Origin of the sequence: Streptomyces sp. NPDC096136, from assembly GCF_044763325.1 — a bacterium.
GTDB lineage: Bacteria > Actinomycetota > Actinomycetes > Streptomycetales > Streptomycetaceae > Streptomyces.
The window spans coordinates 386063-402361 of sequence record NZ_JBIWFZ010000004.1 but is presented as its reverse complement, the minus strand read 5'-3'; the positions used below and the strand labels follow the sequence as shown (position 1 = coordinate 402361).

The window sequence follows — 16299 nt, the reverse complement described above, 5'->3', positions numbered from 1 at the left end:
TCCGTCAGCGGCGATGTCGGCGGAGCGTGACAGGATCGGGGGGATACGCGAATGACTGCTCGAAGGGGAGCGACATGGCCACCAAGCCGCCCGCAGGTGATCCGGTACAGGACGCTCCGCACGTCGGACCCCCTCACCACGCCGCGGCCGGCCTGCCCGCCATCGGCCACACCCTCAAGATCGCGAACGACCAGATGGGCGTGCTCCGCACCGCGCAGACCCTCCTGAAGGTCAACCAGAAGAACGGCTTCGACTGCCCCGGCTGCGCCTGGCCCGAGGGCGACAAGCGGCACACCGCCGAGTTCTGCGAGAACGGCGCCAAGGCCGTCGCCGAAGAGGCCACCCTGCGCCGCGTCACCCCCGCCTTCTTCGCCGAGCACCCCGTGGCCGAGCTCGCCGAGCGCTCCGGCTACTGGCTGGGCCAGCAAGGCCGCATCACCCACCCGATGTACCTGCCCGAGGGCGGCGACCGCTACGAGCCGGTCGGCTGGGAGCGGGCCTTCGAGATCATCGCCGAGGAGCTGAAGGCCCTCTCCTCCCCCGACGAGGCCGTCTTCTACACCTCCGGCCGCACGAGCAACGAGGCCGCGTTCCTCTTCCAGCTCTTCGCCCGCGAGTTCGGCACCAACAACCTGCCGGACTGCTCCAACATGTGCCACGAGTCCTCGGGCTCGGCGCTCGTCGAGACCATCGGCATCGGCAAGGGCAGCGTCTCCCTCGAAGACCTCCACCAGGCCGACCTGATCATCGTCGCCGGCCAGAACCCGGGCACCAACCACCCCCGCATGCTCTCCGCCCTGGAGAAGGCCAAGACCGCCGGCGCGAAGATCATCTCGGTGAATCCGCTGCCCGAGGCCGGCACCGAGCGGTTCAAGAACCCCCAGACCCCCCTCGGCATGCTCCGGGGCACCGCCCTGACCGACCTGTTCCTCCAGATCCGCATCGGCGGCGACCAGGCCCTCTTCCGCCTCCTCAACAAGCTCGTCATCGCCACCGACGGAGCCGTCGACCAGGACTTCGTCCGCGAGCACACCCACGGCTACGAGGCGTTCGCCGCGGCCGCCGCGGAAGCCGACTGGGACGAGACCCTCAAGGCCACCGGCCTGACCCGCCCCGAGATCGAACGCGCCCTGGCCATGGTCCTCGCCTCGCGGCGCACCATCGTCTGCTGGGCCATGGGCCTCACCCAGCACAAGCACGCCGTCGCCACCATCCGCGAGGTCGTCAACCTCCTCCTGCTCCGCGGCGCCATCGGCCGCCCCGGCGCCGGCGTCTGCCCCGTCCGCGGCCACTCCAACGTCCAGGGCGACCGCACCATGGGCATCTTCGAACGCCCCGCACCCGCCTTCCTCGACGCCCTCGACCGCGAGTTCCACATCACCTCGCCGCGCGCCCACGGCTACGACGTCGTCCGCGCCATCGAGGCCCTGCGCGACGGGCGGGCCAAGGTCTTCTTCGCCATGGGCGGCAACTTCGTCGGCGCCACCCCCGACACCGACGTCACCGAGGCCGCGGTGCGGCGCGCCTCCCTGACCGTCCACGTCTCGACCAAGCTCAACCGCTCCCACGCCGTCACCGGCCGGCGCGCGCTGATCCTGCCCACCCTCGGCCGCACCGACAAGGACGTCCAGGCGGGCGGCAAGCAGTTCGTCACCGTCGAGGACTCCATGGGCATGGTCCACGCCTCCCGCGGCAACCTCGCCCCCGCCTCCCCGCACCTGCTCTCCGAGCCCGCCATCGTCGCCCGCATGGCCCGCGCCGTCCTCGGCGCCGCCTCGAAGACCCCCTGGGAGGACTTCGAGCGCGACTACGCCGTCATCCGCGACCGGATCTCGCGCGTCATCCCCGGCTTCGAGGACTTCAACGCCCGCGTCGCCCGCCCCGGCGGCTTCCGGCTCCCCCACGCCCCCCGCGACGAGCGCCGCTTCCCCACGAAGACCGGCAAGGCGAACTTCACCGCCGCCCCCGTCGAGTACCCCGAGGTCCCCGCCGGCCGCCTGCTCCTGCAGACCCTGCGCAGCCACGACCAGTACAACACCACCATCTACGGGCTCGACGACCGCTACCGCGGCATCACCGGCGGACGCCGCGTCGTCATGGTCCACCCCGACGACGCCGCCGAGCTCGGCCTCGCCGACGGCTCCTACACCGACCTCGTCGGCGAGTGGAAGGACGGCGTCGAGCGCCGCGCCCCCGGCTTCCGGGTCGTCCACTACCCCACCGCGCGCGGCTGCGCCGCCGCCTACTACCCGGAGACCAACGTCCTGGTCCCCCTCGACTCCACCGCCGACACCAGCAACACCCCCGCCAGCAAGTCCGTCGTCGTGCGCTTCGAACCGGCCTGATAGAACCACCCCAGGACCAGATGGTTAACGATCGTTGACGAACGGAGCAGGCCCATGGCCGACGAGCAGCAGCACGCCGTGAAGTTCCCCCAGGAAGTCCTCGACGAGTACGCGGCGCTGGGCATAGACCTGCCCGCCCTGTTCTCGGCGGGCGCCCTCGGCGAACGCATGGAGATCCGGATCCTGGAGGCCTCCGCCGACCGCGTCGTGGCCACGATGCCCGTCAAGGGCAACACCCAGCCCTACGGACTGCTGCACGGCGGCGCCTCCGCCGTCCTCGCCGAGACCCTCGGCTCGGTCGGCGCAATGCTGCACGGCGGCAGCAGGAAGATCGCCGTCGGCGTCGACCTGAACTGCACCCACCACCGGGGCGCCCGCGAGGGGATCGTCACGGGCACCGCCACCCCCGTCCACCGCGGCCGCTCCACCGCCACCTACGAGATCGTCATCACCGACGAACAGGACCGCCGCGTCTGCACCGCCCGCCTCACCTGCCTCCTGCGCGACACGGAGTCCTGAGCCGGATCCCCGCGCCCCGCGCGGGGGCCGACAACGGTTCCAGGACGGGCCGTTGTGCGACCCCGGGCGCCGGTCTAGCGTTCCCGCATGGGAACCGGACCGGCGCCCCGGCGCATCACGCCCCTCCCCGGCGGCCCGCGGTGAGCGGCGGGGGCATAGGCCCCCTGGAGCCCGGCGAGGGCACCTGGGACCACGAGGACGCCCGCACGCGGCCCCACGGGCCCCCCGCGCCCCGACGGACCGCACCCGGCTGGACCGCCCGCCCGCGCGCCTTCTACGTCCGCCACCGCCGCGCCGTCCTGACCCTCGCCTCGGCGGCCGTCCTGGCCGCCGCCGCCCTGCGGATCCAGGCCACCCGCCCCGCGCCGCCCCCGGCGCCGGCGCCGCCGTCCGCCCCCTCCCAGACCCTCTCCCTCACGTACGGGGATCCGGTGGAGCCGGCCCCCGACGGAGCCGCGTTCGCGTTCACTGTCCGTGTGCGGACCTCGTCCGGACCCGCGGTCACGGTGGAGCGGATCGATCAGCCGTCACCGGCGCTGAGCGTGACGATCCGGCCATCCCTCCCGGCCGCGGTCGCGGCGGGGGAAGTCCGCGAGCTCCTCGTGCTGATTCGGACGAAAGACTGCGTGCATGTAGCACGGAATTCCGGACTGCCATTCCTGGAAGTAACCCTGAGTAATGGATTCCAGAAAGAGGATCACAGTTACATCCCGGGTGACCGATATGCCAGGGATCTTTCCGTCGCACTGACCAGGGCATGTCCCGAAGGCCGAGACAAGCCCTCCGCAACGCCGTCATGACCAAAAACCCCTAGAGTCCTGGCGTGTCAGGACCCAAATGGCCACATGGTCCTGCCGCATCTCAGTATCCGGACAAGACGAACCGGCCTGAATTCCCCCGTTCCACCCGCACACATCCGCTATGTATTACGCCGTGGCATAACAAGAGAGTCACATCATTGGCCTCAGCCCTCCATATCCCCCGATGAGCCGCCTAGAGTCACGGCCAGTTACCGCGACCCGCCGGATTTACTCAGTTCGGTTCCCCGCGTTCGACTCGACGCGTCCCACGGGGGACGCGGCGCCAGGAAAGGACTGCTTGTGCGCTCTCGTCAGCTCATCGCCGTGACCGCCGCCCTCGCCGCGGGCGCGCTCACCCTCACCGCCTGCGGCTCGCGCAACGACAACGGCGGCTCCGCCGGCGGCGACGGCGGTGGCACCACGGTCGTCATCGGCGTCGACGCCCCGCTCACCGGCGACCTCTCCGCCCTCGGCCTCGGCATCAAGAACTCCGCCGACCTCGCCGCCAAGCAGGCCAACGAGAAGAAGTACGTCAAGGGCGTCACCTTCAAGGTCGAAGCCCTCGACGACCAGGCCCAGGCCTCCTCCGGCCAGCAGAACGCCACCAAGCTCACCGCCAACAAGGACGTCCTCGGCGTCGTCGGCCCCCTCAACTCCTCCGTCTCCGAAGCCATGCAGAAGGTCTTCGACGACGCCAAGCTCACCCAGATCTCGCCGGCCAACACCAGCCCCTCCCTGACCCAGGGCCCCAAGTGGGCCGAGGGCCAGAAGAGCCGCACCTACAAGAGCTACTTCCGCACCGCCACCACGGACGCCATCCAGGGCCCCTACGCGGCGCAGTACCTCTTCAACAAGGCCGGCAAGAAGAAGGTCTTCATCATCGACGACAAGAAGACCTACGGCGCCGGCCTCGCCGGAACCTTCAAGGGCGAGTTCACCAAGCTCGGCGGCCAGGTCGCCGGCGAGGGCCACATCGACCCGGAGAGCAAGGACTTCTCCGCGATCGTCACCCAGGTCAAGAGCTCCGGCGCCGACGTCGTCTACTACGGCGGCGAGTACCCCGCGGCCGGCCCGCTCAGCAAGCAGATCAAGGCCTCCGGCACCAACATCCCGCTCGTCGGCGGCGACGGCATGAAGGACAAGAAGTACGTCGAGCTCGCCGGCTCCAGCGCCCAGGGCGACCTCTGCACCTCCGTCGGCGCCCCCGTCGAGAGCCTGCCCTCCGCCAAGGAGTTCATCGACAACTACAAGAAGGCCGGCTACAAGGACGACTACTCCGCCTACGGCGGCTACTCGTACGACTCCGCCTGGGCCGTCATCGAGGCCGTCAAGAAGGTCGTCGACGCCAACAACGGCAAGCTGCCCTCCGACGCCCGCGCCAAGGTCCTCGAGGCCGTCCAGGGCGTCAGCTTCGACGGCGTGACCGGCAAGGTCTCCTTCGACGAGTTCGGCGACGCCACCAACAAGCAGCTGACCGTCTACAAGGTCGACGGCGACGACTTCAAGACCGTCGAGTCCGGCACCCTCGCCGGCTGACCCTCCGCCACTCCCCCTGGCACACCCCCTCACCTGCCGCGCGGGGCGCCGCACCACAGCGCCCCGCGCGGTGTCACATCCGTCGAAAGACTCGGAGGACCTGCGGTGCACGAACTGCCGCAACAGCTGGTCAACGGCCTGCTACTGGGATCCATGTACGGGCTCGTCGCCATCGGCTACACGATGGTCTATGGCATCGTCCAGCTCATCAACTTCGCCCACGGCGAGATCTTCATGACCGGCGGGTTCGGAGCCCTCACGGTCTGGCTGATGCTCCCCGGCGGGACCACCATGTGGATCGCCCTGCCCCTCATGCTCATAGGCGCGGTCATCGTCGCCACCCTGATCGCCGTCGGGGCCGAACGCTTCGCCTACCGGCCCCTGCGCAGCGCACCGCGCCTCGCGCCACTGATCACCGCCATCGGCCTCTCCATCGTCCTCCAGCAGGTCGTCTGGGCCTGGTTCCCCGACGCGAAGTCCTCCGTCAAGTTCCCCGAACTCCCCGGCGGCCCCTTCCACATCGGCAGCATCACCATCCAGACCGGTGACGTCTTCCTCCTGATCGCCGCCCCCATCTCCATGGCCTTCCTCGGCTTCTTCGTCAAGAAGACCCGCACCGGCCGCGGCATGCAGGCCACCGCCCAGGACCCCGACACCGCCAAGCTCATGGGCATCAACACCGACCGCATCATCACGGTCGCCTTCGCCCTCGGCGCCACCTTCGCCGCCGTCGGCGCCGTCGCCTACGGCCTCAAGTACGGCGAAGTCAACTACCGCATGGGCTTCATCCTCGGCCTCAAGGCCTTCACCGCGGCCGTCCTCGGCGGCATCGGCAACATCTACGGCGCCATGATCGGCGGCATCGTCCTCGGCCTCGCCGAAACCCTCACCACCGCCTACATCGCCGACGTGCCGGGCATGCAGCAGCTCGGCGGCCAGTCCTGGGGCAACACCTGGGCGTTCGTACTCCTCATCCTCGTGCTCCTCTTCCGGCCCCAGGGCCTCATGGGCGAGCGCGTGGCGGACAGGGCGTGAGAACCATGACGACCACCACCACCGACACCACCCCCCAGACGGCGGCCACCGGCCGAGCCGGCATCTCCTTCCCCGAGAAGACCGGCCGCGCCCTCGCCACCGCCGGCGGCGCCCTCACCGTCATCTCCTGCTTCCTCGCCTGGACCTGGACCTCCGCCTTCCCCGGCGACCTCACCGTCTACGGCTACCCCGGCGGCCTCCAGTGGCTCGTCCTCGTCGGCGGCGCCCTCACCGCGCTCTTCGGCCTCTCCTCCTACGGCATCAAGGGCCTGCGCTGGATCGCCCCCGCCGGAACCGACGCCGCCATCAAGCTCTGCGCCCTCGGCACCCTCCTCACGGTCGCCTACACCGCCTGGGCCATCAGCAACACCCTCGGCGGCCTCGTCAACCTCGAGCCCGGCGGCTTCGTCGTCATCGCCACCTCGCTCGTCGCCTACCTCGGCGCCCGCTCCCTCCCCTTCGAGCGCCCCCTCACCGAGCTCGCCGACCCCGACGACAGCTGGTGGGAGCAGACCAAGCACAACATCGGCAACAGCTGGGCCGTCACCAAGGCCGCCCACGCCAGCGACACCCCCGCCCCGGCCCGCGCCCTCCCGGCCTACGCCGAGATCCTCGTCATCACCGCCGTGCTCGCCGTCGCCCTCGGCGTCTTCACCTACGGCGTCACCACCCCCTACCAGGAACTCTTCATCGGCTTCCTGATCACCGCCGGCTTCGGCTTCGCCGCCCTCAACAAGGCCGGCCTGGTGGCCCGCTTCACCGCACTCACCGCCAAGCACCGCAACGTCGCCCTCGTCGGCGCCTTCGTCGCCGCCGCGGCCTTCCCGCTCACCCAGACCGACGACCAGTACGCGACCCTCGGCGTCAACATCCTGATCTTCGCCACCGTCGCCCTCGGCCTCAACATCGTCGTCGGCCTCACCGGCCTCCTCGACCTCGGATACGTCGCCTTCCTCGGCGTCGGCGCCTACACCGCCGCCCTGGTCTCCGGCTCCCCCAACTCCCCCTTCGGAGTCCACCTCCCCTTCTGGGCCGCCATCCTCCTCGGCGCCCTCGCCTCCATGGTCTTCGGCGTCCTCATCGGCGCCCCGACCCTGCGCCTGCGCGGCGACTACCTCGCCATCGTCACCCTGGGCTTCGGAGAGATCTTCCGCATCTCGATGAACAACCTCGACGGCGTCAGCGGCCCCGACCTCACCAACGGTCCCAACGGCGTCGCCGGCGTCCCCAACGTCAACCTCTTCGGGTTCGACTTCGGCGCCACCCACACCATCGCCGGCTTCGCCGTCGGCCGCTTCGCCAACTACTTCCTGCTGATGCTCCTGGTCACCCTCATCGTGATCATGGTCTTCCGCCGCAGCGCCGAATCCCGCATCGGCCGCGCCTGGGTCGCCATCCGCGAGGACGAGACCGCCGCCGAAGCCATGGGCATCAACGGCTTCCGCGTCAAGCTCATCGCCTTCGCCCTCGGCGCCACCCTCGCCGGCCTCGCCGGCGCCGTACAGGCCCACGTGAACTACACCGTCACCCCGGACCAGTACGTCTTCGCCAACGCCGTCCCCCCGAACTCCGCCTTCCTCCTCGCGGCAGTCGTCCTCGGCGGCATGGGCACCATCTCCGGCCCCCTCGTCGGCGGCGCCCTCCTCTTCATGATCCCCAACAAGCTCCAGTTCCTGGGCGAGTACCAGCTCCTCGTCTTCGGCATCGCACTCGTCATCCTGATGCGCCTGCGCCCCGAAGGCCTCATCCCCAACCGGCGCAACCAGCTCGAGCTCCACAAGGACCTCGAAGCGCCCGCAGTCCTCAGCAAGGCAGGGGCCTGACCATGACGACGACCACCACGGCGACCGCCGAGACCGTCCTCGACGCACGAGGCGTCACCATGCGCTTCGGCGGCCTCACCGCCGTCAAGAACGTCGACCTCACCGTCAACAGCGGCGAAATCGTCGGCCTCATCGGCCCCAACGGCGCCGGCAAGACCACCTTCTTCAACTGCCTCACCGGCCTCTACATCCCCACCGAGGGCGAAGTCCGGTACAAGGGCACGGTCCTGCCCCCCAAGTCCTTCAAGGTCACCGCGGCCGGCATCGCCCGCACCTTCCAGAACATCCGTCTCTTCAACAACATGACGGTCCTGGAAAACGTCCTCGTCGGACGCCACACCCGCACCAAGGAAGGCCTCTGGTCCGCCCTCCTGCGCCTGCCCAGCTTCGGCCGGGAGGAGCAGGCCAGCCGCGAACGCGCCATGGAACTCCTCGCGTTCATCGGCCTCGACCACAAGGCCGAGCACCTCGCCCGCAACCTCCCCTACGGCGAGCAGCGCAAGCTGGAGATCGCCCGCGCCCTCGCCAGCGACCCGGGCCTCATCCTCCTGGACGAGCCCACCGCCGGCATGAACCCGCAGGAGACCCGGGCCACCGAAGAACTCATCTTCGCCATCCGGGACAAGGGCATCGCCGTCCTCGTCATCGAGCACGACATGCGCTTCATCTTCAACCTCTGCGACCGCGTCGCCTGCCTCGTCCAGGGCGAAAAGCTCATCGAGGGCTCCGCCGGCGAGGTCCAGAGCGACGAACGCGTCGTCGCCGCCTACCTCGGCGAGCCCTTCGAAGGCGCCCCCGAGGACGAGGACGCCGCCGCGGTCGCCGCAGCCGAGGCCGCCCCGGCGAAGGCCGCCCCCGAGGCCGCCGACGCCACCCCGGCGGAGGAGACCACCGAAGCCGCACCGGCCGAGGACGCCACCGAAGCCGCCCCGGCCGAGGAGACCACCGAGGCCCCCGCGGCCGACGAGGCCGCCGACGCCACCCCGGCAGGGGACGCCGAGGCCACCGCCGACGCCGAAGAGACCACCGACGCCCCCGAGGCCGAAGCGGCCCCCGCGGCGGAAGAGGCCACCCCGGCGGAAGACACGGCCGACGCACCCAGCACCACCAGCACCACCAGCACCACCCGCACGGACGGAGAGGCCAAGTGACCGCACTCCTGGAGGTCGAAGACCTCCGCGTCGCCTACGGCAAGATCGAAGCCGTCAAGGGCATCTCCTTCTCCGTCGAAGAAGGCCAGATCGTCACCCTCATCGGGACGAACGGCGCCGGCAAGACGACCACCCTGCGCACCCTCTCCGGACTGATCAAGCCCAAGGGCGGCCAGATCAAGTTCCAGGGCAAGTCCCTCAAGAAGGTCCCCGCACACAACATCGTCTCGCTCGGCCTCGCCCACTCCCCCGAGGGCCGGCACATCTTCCCGCGCATGACCATCGAGGACAACCTCCTCCTCGGCGCCTTCCTGCGCAACGACAGGGAAGGCATCCAGAAGGACGTCCAGCGCGCCTACGACCTCTTCCCCATCCTGGGAGAGCGCCGCAAGCAGGCCGCCGGCACCCTCTCCGGCGGCGAGCAGCAGATGCTCGCCATGGGCCGGGCCCTCATGTCCCAGCCCAAGCTGCTCATGCTCGACGAGCCCTCGATGGGCCTCTCCCCGCTCATGATGCAGAAGATCATGGCGACCATCGCCGAGCTCAAGGCGGCCGGCACCACCATCCTGCTCGTCGAGCAGAACGCCCAGGCCGCGCTGTCCCTGGCCGACCAGGGCCACGTCATGGAGATCGGCAAGATCGTCCTGACCGGTCCGGGCCGCGAGCTCCTCGTCAACGAGGACGTCCGCAAGGCGTACCTCGGCGAGGACTAGTCGCCCGACAACCGTGAGGCCCGCCTCCCCTCGGGGGGAGGCGGGCCTCACGCGTTCCCGCGGGACTACTTGCCCGCGTTCTGCTTCTTCTCCTCGGCGTCCTCGATGACCGCCTCGGCGACCTGCTGCATGGACATCCGGCGGTCCATGGAGGTCTTCTGGATCCACCGGAACGCGGCCGGCTCCGTCAGCCCGTACTGGGTCTGCAGGATGCTCTTGGCCCGGTCGACCAGCTTGCGGGTCTCCAGACGCGCGGAGAGGTCCGCGACCTCCTTCTCCAGCGCCTTCAGCTCCGCGAACCGGGACACCGCCATCTCGATGGCCGGAACCACGTCGCTCTTGCTGAACGGCTTCACGAGGTACGCCATGGCCCCCGCGTCCCGCGCCCGCTCCACGAGCTCGCGCTGCGAGAACGCGGTGAGCATGAGGACCGGGGCGATGGACTCCCCGGCGATCTTCTCGGCGGCGGAGATCCCGTCGAGGACCGGCATCTTCACGTCGAGGATGACGAGGTCGGGGCGGTGCTCCCGGGCCAGCTCGATGGCCGTCTGGCCGTCGCCGGCCTCACCGACCACGGAGTAGCCCTCCTCTTCGAGCATCTCTTTGAGGTCGAGACGGATGAGCGCCTCGTCCTCGGCGATGACGACGCGCGTCGTCAGCGGCGGAACGTGCGACTGGTCGGCGTCGGGCGTGGGCGTCGACTCGTGCTCGGCGGTCACGGAGGCTCCTCTTTGCGGGGCTGTGCTGCTTGGATGAGCCTACCTAGCAGCGGCGCCGCACGGTCACCCGGTACACTCCGACGTGCGACCCTGCCGGGTTGGTGGAATGGCATACACGGATGTCTCAAACACATCTGCCCGTGAGGGCTTGCGGGTTCGAGTCCCGCACCCGGCACATGTCCGAAAAGCGGACGTTCACCTTCGCGTGAACGTTCGCTTTTTGCTACTCACGGCGACTCTTGAGCACGCACGGTTGTCGCATGGAGTTCCACAGCCTCGAAGTACGCCAAATGGCCCTCACCCTGTTGCGCGGCGGCGCCAAGAACACCGAGGTGGCCCAGCGGCTCGACGTGCCACTCGGCACGATCAGCTACTGGAAGCACAAGGACCGCGTGAAGCGCAATGAACCCGTCTCGATCCGCCCCTCCTTGCTCTGCCCCATATGCGACCAGCGAGAGCTCGACCCGTCGGCCTACTCGTATGTCCTAGGTCTCTATCTGGGCGACGGCCATATCAGCCACTACGCCAAACACAAGGTGCCGAGCCTGATGATCACTCTCGACGACGCTTGGCCCGGCATCCAGGACGAGGCGGAAGCCGCTCTGCAGGCAGTCTTCCCCCATAACGCCACCTGCCGGGTGCGCAGCGTCGGCGCACACAACATCAAGGTCTACTTCAAGCACCTCCCGTGCCTCTTTCCTCAACACGGCCCAGGCAGGAAGCACGAACGGACCATCGCCCTCGAACCCTGGCAGCAGGAGGTCGTGGACGCCCACCCGTGGGAGTTCATCCGGGGGCTCATCCATTCCGACGGGTGTCGGATCACCAACTGGACCGTGCGGAACGGGAAGCGGTACGAGTACCCCCGGTACTTCTTCACCAACAAGTCCGACGACATCCGGCGGCTCTGCACCTACACCCTCGCCAAGGTCGGCGTCCAGTGGACGGTCCTCGCGCGAGGGAGCGACCCCTTCAACGTCTCCATCGCCCGGAAGGAATCCGTCGCCCTCGTGGACGCCCACGTCGGCCCGAAGTACTGACCCCCCTCACCGGTCCAGGGCGTGCACCGTGCAGGGGCGGTCGAGGACCGTGTCCTCGCGCAGGGGGGTGAAGCCCAGGCGGCGGGCTACGGCGGTCGAGGCGGTGTTGCCGTGGTGGATCATGGCGGTGATGCGGTCGAGGCCGAGGGGGCCGAAGCCCCACTCCAGGACCGCGCGGGCCGCTTCCGTCGCGTAGCCGTGGCCCCAGTGGGGGCGGGTGAAGGTCCAGCCGATCTCGGTCTCGTCGAACCGTTCCCACCAGTGCAGGCCGCAGCGGCCGATGGCCTCGCCGGTGGTGCGCAGTTCGACGGCGCAGAGGCCGTGGCCGCGCTCGGTCCACTGCTGCTGTATTCCGCGGAGGCGCGCCCCGGCCTGTTCGGGGGTGTAGCTGCCGACGAAGCGGCTGACGTCTTCGTCGGCGTGGAGGTGTACCCACCAGTCGGTGTCGTTCTCGGTGAGCGGGCGGAGGTGGAGGCGTTCGGTGGTGATCACTGTGGTGCGGTCTCGCTTTCCGGCGTGTGGGGAGGAGGGAGGGTCACTTGGTCAAGGACGGCTGGGCGCGTGTCTCGGATGCGTGCTGGGGCGGGTGCCTGCGGATGAGGGTGTGGGCCGCTTCTGCTGTGCCGAGAGCGAGTGTGAGGAGGGCGGCGCCGACGGGGCCGAGCCAGTGGGCTCCGAGGGGTGCCATGGCGGCCTGGCCGATGAGGGGTGCGGCGGAGACGCCGGTGTAGACGGCTGCGGAGGCGAGGCCGGTGAGCAGGGGTGCGGCGGTGGGGAGGGTGGTGATCAGGCGGTGGGTCTGGGGTGTCAGGAGTCCCCATCCGCAGAGGCCCCAGAGGGTGAGGGCGGCGATGGTGGTGGGGAGGTGTGCGCTGGTCCAGGGCAGGAGGGCGAAGTCGAGGGCGGCGAGGGTGAGGGCGGTGTTGATGACGCGGCGGTTGCCGTAGCGGTCGACGAGGGTGCCTGAGGTGAGGGTTCCGGCGGTGGCGGCGAGGCCCCATATGAGGAGGAGGGCGGCGAGGGTGGTGCTGTTGCCGCCGGTGGCGCGGTCGAGGGAGGTGCCGATGAAGGAGTAGACGGTGTAGAGGCCGGTGTAGGCGAGGACGGTGGTGAGGAGGATGAGGGCGATGCGGCGGTCGGCGAGGGGGGCGAGGCGGGTGTGGAGGGGGATGGCGGGTGGGGTGGGGAGGGCGGGCAGGAGGGTGGTGCCTGCGGCGGCGAGGAGGCCGAGTGCGGTGACGAAGAGCATGGTGGTGCGCCAGTCGCCGGTGAGGCCGGCGAGGGCGGTGCCGAGGGGTGCGCCGAGGGCGGTGGCTGCGCTGAGGCCGGTCATGACGGTGGCGATGGCGCGGCCGCGGTGTTCGGGGGGTGCGAGTGCGGTGGCTGCGGCGACGGCGGCGGGGGTGATCATGGCGCCGCCGAGTCCGGCGAGGGCGCGGGCGGCGAGGGCTGTGCTGAAGGTGGGGGTGAGGGCGGTGAGGAGGTTGCCTGTGGTGAAGAGGGTGAATCCGGTGAGGAAGAGGGTGCGGCGGGGCCATCGGGTGGTGAGGGCGGCCATGACGGGGCCGGACAGGGCGTAGGTGAGGGCGTATGCGGTGAGGAGCCAGCCGGCGGTGGTTTCGGGGACGTGGAGGGAGTGTGCCGCGTCGGGGAGGATGCCGGCGATGACGAAGCTGTCGGTGCCGATGGCGAACATGGCGGTGGCGAGGGTGAGGAGGGGCCGGTGCACGGCGGTGGGGTCTCCTGGGTCTTCGATGCGAGTGATGTAACAGATTTGGTTACGACATTGCCCCGAAAAAGGGGCCGACCCGTGGGGGCCGGCCTGCGGGGAGGGGAGTCCGGGGTCAGAGGTCAGGGGGCGAGCGTGTCGCGCAGTACGTCGGCGATGGTGACGGTGGCGAGTTCGCGCCGCATGGATTCCTCCGCGCGGTCGTAGGCCTCGCGGAGGACGGGCGGGATGCCGGCGCCGACGGGGCATTTCGGGTTGGGGGTGGCGGCGTGGAGGGCGAGGAGGGGGTCGGTTTCGACGGCCTGGTGGACGTCCCTGAGGGTCATCTCCTCCGGTGGGCGGGTCAGGCGCCAGCCCGCGCCGACGCCGCGCCGGGATTCCACGAGGCCGGCGTCGCGGAGGTGCCCGAGGGTGCGGCGGATGACGACGGGGTTGGTGTTGACGCTGTCGGCGATCTGGTCGGAGGTGACGATGCCGTCGGGGCGTTGGGGGCAGACCAGGGCCATCCACGCGAGGGTGTGCGTGGCCGTGGTCATGCGGCTGTTCGCGCTCATCGGACCCTCCCGTCACCGCTGTTGCAACTGATTCTGTTACAACTTGGCGGGCCCGTCCAGTCCGGATTCCGGACCTAGCCTTGAGTCTCCAGTGGGTGGAGACCTCAGGGTGGGGGCGTGGACGGCGCGGTGGAGTGGTTTTCGATCGGGGAGCTGGCCCGGAGGTCGGGGCTGGCGGTGCGGACCATCCGCTTCTACTCCGACGAGGGGATCGTCGTGCCGGCCGGTCGTAGTCGTGCCGGGTACCGGTTGTACGACGTCGGCGCGTTGGTGCGGCTGGAGCTGGTGCGGACGCTGCGCGAGCTGGGTGTGGACCTGGCCGCCGTGCGGCGGGTGCTGGATCGGGAGTTGTCGGTGGCCGAGGTGGCCGCCGTGCACGCCGATGCGGTGGAGGTGCAGATCCGGGTGTTGCGGTTGCGTCGGGCGGTGTTGCGGCTGGTGGCCGAGCGCGGGTCCAGTCCTGAGGAGGTTCGGTTGATGCACGGGGTGACGCGGTTGTCGGCGCAGGAGCGCAGGCGGCTGGTGGAGGTGTTGGTGGAGGGGGCGGACGGGTCGGTGGCGGCGATGGTGCGGGTGTCGGCGCCGGATCTGCCGGAGGATCCGTCGGCGGAGCAGGTGGCGGCGTGGGTGGAGTTGGTGGGGTTGATGGGGGACGCGGGGTTCGGGGAGGTGTTCCGGCGGTCTCCGGGGGTGGAGGGGCCGGTGGATCCGCGGGTGGAGCGGTATTGGCGGTTGGTGTGGGTGGTGAACGGGTGGGAGGTGGTGCCGGTGTTGGTGCCGGAGACCCCCTAGGTTGGGGTGTCCGTTGGTGATGGAGGGATGGTGCTGTGAGCGACAAGGCTCGGAAGCTGTTCGATGCGTTGGATCTGAACCATGACGGTGAGCTGACGCGGCTGGAGGTGATCTCGGCGTTGCGGTCGAAGGGGCCGACGTTGGCCGCTCAGGGGGTCTTGCCGTTCTGGGGGGTGGGGGACGCGGACGCGTCGTCGGCGTTGTTCGACGCGGCGGACAAGAACGGTGACCAGGTGCTGTCGTTCGAGGAGTTCGAGGCGGAGGTGGACCGGCGGTTCGGCTGGTAGGGGGTTTGCCCCACCTTGGGTCGGGTGGGTAGCGGGATCCCGTGGGCGGCCCCTTCCGGGAAAAGGTGGATGTGCCACCGATCGGTGGCGTTCCTTCTGTGTTCCGGGAGTGGGCCCATGGGTGAGCGGTTGAGGCGTCGGCGTGTGGCGGCCGTGGTGGCGGTGGGGGTTCTGGCGGTGGGGGTGGCCGCGCAGCCGGCGGCGTTCGCGGCGGGTCGGCCGGATGCGGTGCAGCGGGGGTTGGACGGGCTGGTGCGCGGGGGCGGGGTGCCGGGTGCGCTGGCGACCGTGACGGACGGGGAGGGCCGGACGCGGACGTATACCGCCGGGGTGGGTGATCGTGCGACGGGCGCGGCGGTGCCGCGGGACGGGCAGGTGCGGATCGGCAGCAACACGAAGGTGTTCACGGCCGTGGTGCTGTTGCAGCTGGTGGGTGAGGGCCGGCTCGGGCTGGACGACACGGTGGAGGAGCACCTGCCGGGCGTGGTGCGCGGGGAGGGTTTCGACGGTCGGTCCGTCACGGTGCGGCAGCTGCTCCAGCACACGAGCGGGATCCCGGACTACGAGGCGGAGGTCGGGGAGGCGATCGAGCAGGGGCGGTACATGGAGCCGCGGGAGGTGCTGGAGATCGCGTTCCGGCATCCGGCCACGTCCACGGACGGGAAGACGTTCCACTACAGCAATACGAATTACGTGCTGGCCGGCCTGATCGTGGAGAAGGTGGCGAAGCGGTCGCTGGCCGAGGAGATCGACCGGCGGGTGGTGCGGCGGTTGGGGTTGCGGCACACGTATGTCCCGGCGCCGCGTGATCTGACGATCCGGGAGGCTCATCCGCAGGCGTACCACCAGGATGTGGTGGGCGGGCCGTGGCGGAAGGTGACGGAGATCGATCCGTCGGCGGCGTGGGCGGCGGGTCAGATGGTGTCGACGAACTCGGATATGAACCGGTTCTTCTCGGCGTTGCTGGAGGGTCGTCTGCTGTGGCCGGAGCAGTTGCGGGAGATGCAGACGACGGTGCCGGTCGAGGGGTCGGACGTGGGGTACGGGCTGGGGTTGATCCGGCGGCCGTTGTCGTGCGGTGGGGTGTACTGGGGGCACGGCGGTGACATCACGGGGTTCGAGACCCGGGGCGGGGTGGGGCCGGACGGGCGTGCGGTGAGTGTCGCGGTGACGGCGGATCCGGCTGATTACGGGGTCACGCAGCGGTTGGAGGGGCTGGTGGACCAGGCCCTGTGCCGTTGAGGTGACGTGCGGGA

Annotated in this window: 15 protein-coding genes and 1 tRNA gene; 12 read left to right on the top strand and 4 right to left on the bottom strand. The window is 69.9% G+C overall.

Annotation, left to right across the window (positions count from 1 at the left end; genetic code table 11):
* The first annotated feature begins 74 nt into the window (after positions 1 to 74).
* From ACIRBY_RS11045 to ACIRBY_RS11015, 7 genes are all read left to right on the top strand, one after another.
* Entirely contained in the window at positions 75 to 2345 is a 2271-nt protein-coding gene (locus ACIRBY_RS11045; protein WP_403899161.1) for an FdhF/YdeP family oxidoreductase, read from the top strand.
* 54 nt (positions 2346 to 2399) lie between these two features.
* Complete coding sequence (locus ACIRBY_RS11040; protein ID WP_042815504.1) at positions 2400 to 2864, top strand: PaaI family thioesterase; 465 nt, start codon at positions 2400 to 2402, stop codon at positions 2862 to 2864.
* Positions 2865 to 3964: 1100 nt separating this feature from the next.
* The gene (locus ACIRBY_RS11035) at positions 3965 to 5200 is read left to right on the top strand and encodes a branched-chain amino acid ABC transporter substrate-binding protein (RefSeq protein WP_403899158.1); all 1236 of its coding nucleotides are present in this window, start codon (positions 3965 to 3967) and stop codon (positions 5198 to 5200) included.
* A gap of 105 nt (positions 5201 to 5305) precedes the next feature.
* On the top strand, positions 5306 to 6235 hold the full coding sequence (locus tag ACIRBY_RS11030) for a branched-chain amino acid ABC transporter permease (protein WP_042815507.1): 930 nt from the start codon (positions 5306 to 5308) through the stop codon (positions 6233 to 6235).
* Positions 6236 to 6240: 5 nt separating this feature from the next.
* Positions 6241 to 8058 (top strand): branched-chain amino acid ABC transporter permease, encoded by a 1818-nt coding sequence (locus tag ACIRBY_RS11025; protein ID WP_403899155.1) that lies wholly within the window; start codon positions 6241 to 6243, stop codon positions 8056 to 8058.
* Positions 8055 to 9209: an ABC transporter ATP-binding protein gene (locus ACIRBY_RS11020; RefSeq protein ID WP_403899608.1), complete on the top strand. Its 1155-nt coding sequence runs from the start codon at positions 8055 to 8057 to the stop codon at positions 9207 to 9209. The genes ACIRBY_RS11025 and ACIRBY_RS11020 overlap by 4 nt, the downstream gene beginning before the upstream one ends.
* Positions 9206 to 9922, top strand: a complete 717-nt coding sequence (locus ACIRBY_RS11015; protein ID WP_390685808.1) for an ABC transporter ATP-binding protein — start codon at positions 9206 to 9208, stop codon at positions 9920 to 9922. The genes ACIRBY_RS11020 and ACIRBY_RS11015 overlap by 4 nt, the downstream gene beginning before the upstream one ends.
* A 65-nt stretch (positions 9923 to 9987) precedes the next feature.
* Here ACIRBY_RS11015 and ACIRBY_RS11010 read toward each other — a convergent pair whose 3' ends face one another.
* Positions 9988 to 10641 (bottom strand): ANTAR domain-containing response regulator, encoded by a 654-nt coding sequence (locus ACIRBY_RS11010; protein ID WP_042815515.1) that lies wholly within the window; start codon positions 10639 to 10641, stop codon positions 9988 to 9990.
* Between the two features lie 92 nt (positions 10642 to 10733).
* On the opposite strand from ACIRBY_RS11010, the gene ACIRBY_RS11005 reads away from it, so the two are divergent.
* Together ACIRBY_RS11005 and ACIRBY_RS11000 are read left to right on the top strand one after the other, a co-directional pair.
* Positions 10734 to 10816, top strand: a tRNA-Leu gene (locus ACIRBY_RS11005).
* An 85-nt stretch (positions 10817 to 10901) separates the two neighbouring features.
* Positions 10902 to 11681, top strand: coding sequence for a helix-turn-helix domain-containing protein (locus ACIRBY_RS11000; RefSeq protein WP_403899152.1), 780 nt, complete (start codon positions 10902 to 10904; stop codon positions 11679 to 11681).
* A 6-nt stretch (positions 11682 to 11687) separates the two neighbouring features.
* Here the strand turns inward: ACIRBY_RS11000 and ACIRBY_RS10995 are convergent, their stop codons facing one another.
* From ACIRBY_RS10995 to ACIRBY_RS10985, 3 genes are all read right to left on the bottom strand, one after another.
* Complete coding sequence (locus ACIRBY_RS10995) at positions 11688 to 12173, bottom strand: GNAT family N-acetyltransferase (protein ID WP_403899150.1); 486 nt, start codon at positions 12171 to 12173, stop codon at positions 11688 to 11690.
* Between the two features lie 43 nt (positions 12174 to 12216).
* Positions 12217 to 13410, bottom strand: coding sequence for an MFS transporter (locus ACIRBY_RS10990; protein ID WP_403899147.1), 1194 nt, complete (start codon positions 13408 to 13410; stop codon positions 12217 to 12219).
* 122 nt (positions 13411 to 13532) lie between these two features.
* The gene (locus ACIRBY_RS10985; protein WP_403899144.1) at positions 13533 to 13964 is read right to left on the bottom strand and encodes an Rrf2 family transcriptional regulator; all 432 of its coding nucleotides are present in this window, start codon (positions 13962 to 13964) and stop codon (positions 13533 to 13535) included.
* Between the two features lie 117 nt (positions 13965 to 14081).
* Between ACIRBY_RS10985 and ACIRBY_RS10980 the strand changes: the two genes are divergently transcribed.
* The 3 genes from ACIRBY_RS10980 (at position 14082) to ACIRBY_RS10970 (ending at position 16285) form a co-directional block, all read left to right on the top strand.
* Entirely contained in the window at positions 14082 to 14756 is a 675-nt protein-coding gene (locus tag ACIRBY_RS10980) for a MerR family transcriptional regulator (RefSeq protein ID WP_403899141.1), read from the top strand.
* Between the two features lie 35 nt (positions 14757 to 14791).
* A complete protein-coding gene (locus tag ACIRBY_RS10975; protein ID WP_403899138.1) occupies positions 14792 to 15043 on the top strand; it encodes an EF-hand domain-containing protein in 252 nt (83 codons plus the stop codon).
* A gap of 117 nt (positions 15044 to 15160) precedes the next feature.
* The gene (locus ACIRBY_RS10970; RefSeq protein ID WP_403899136.1) at positions 15161 to 16285 is read left to right on the top strand and encodes a serine hydrolase domain-containing protein; all 1125 of its coding nucleotides are present in this window, start codon (positions 15161 to 15163) and stop codon (positions 16283 to 16285) included.
* Positions 16286 to 16299: the final 14 nt, after the last annotated feature.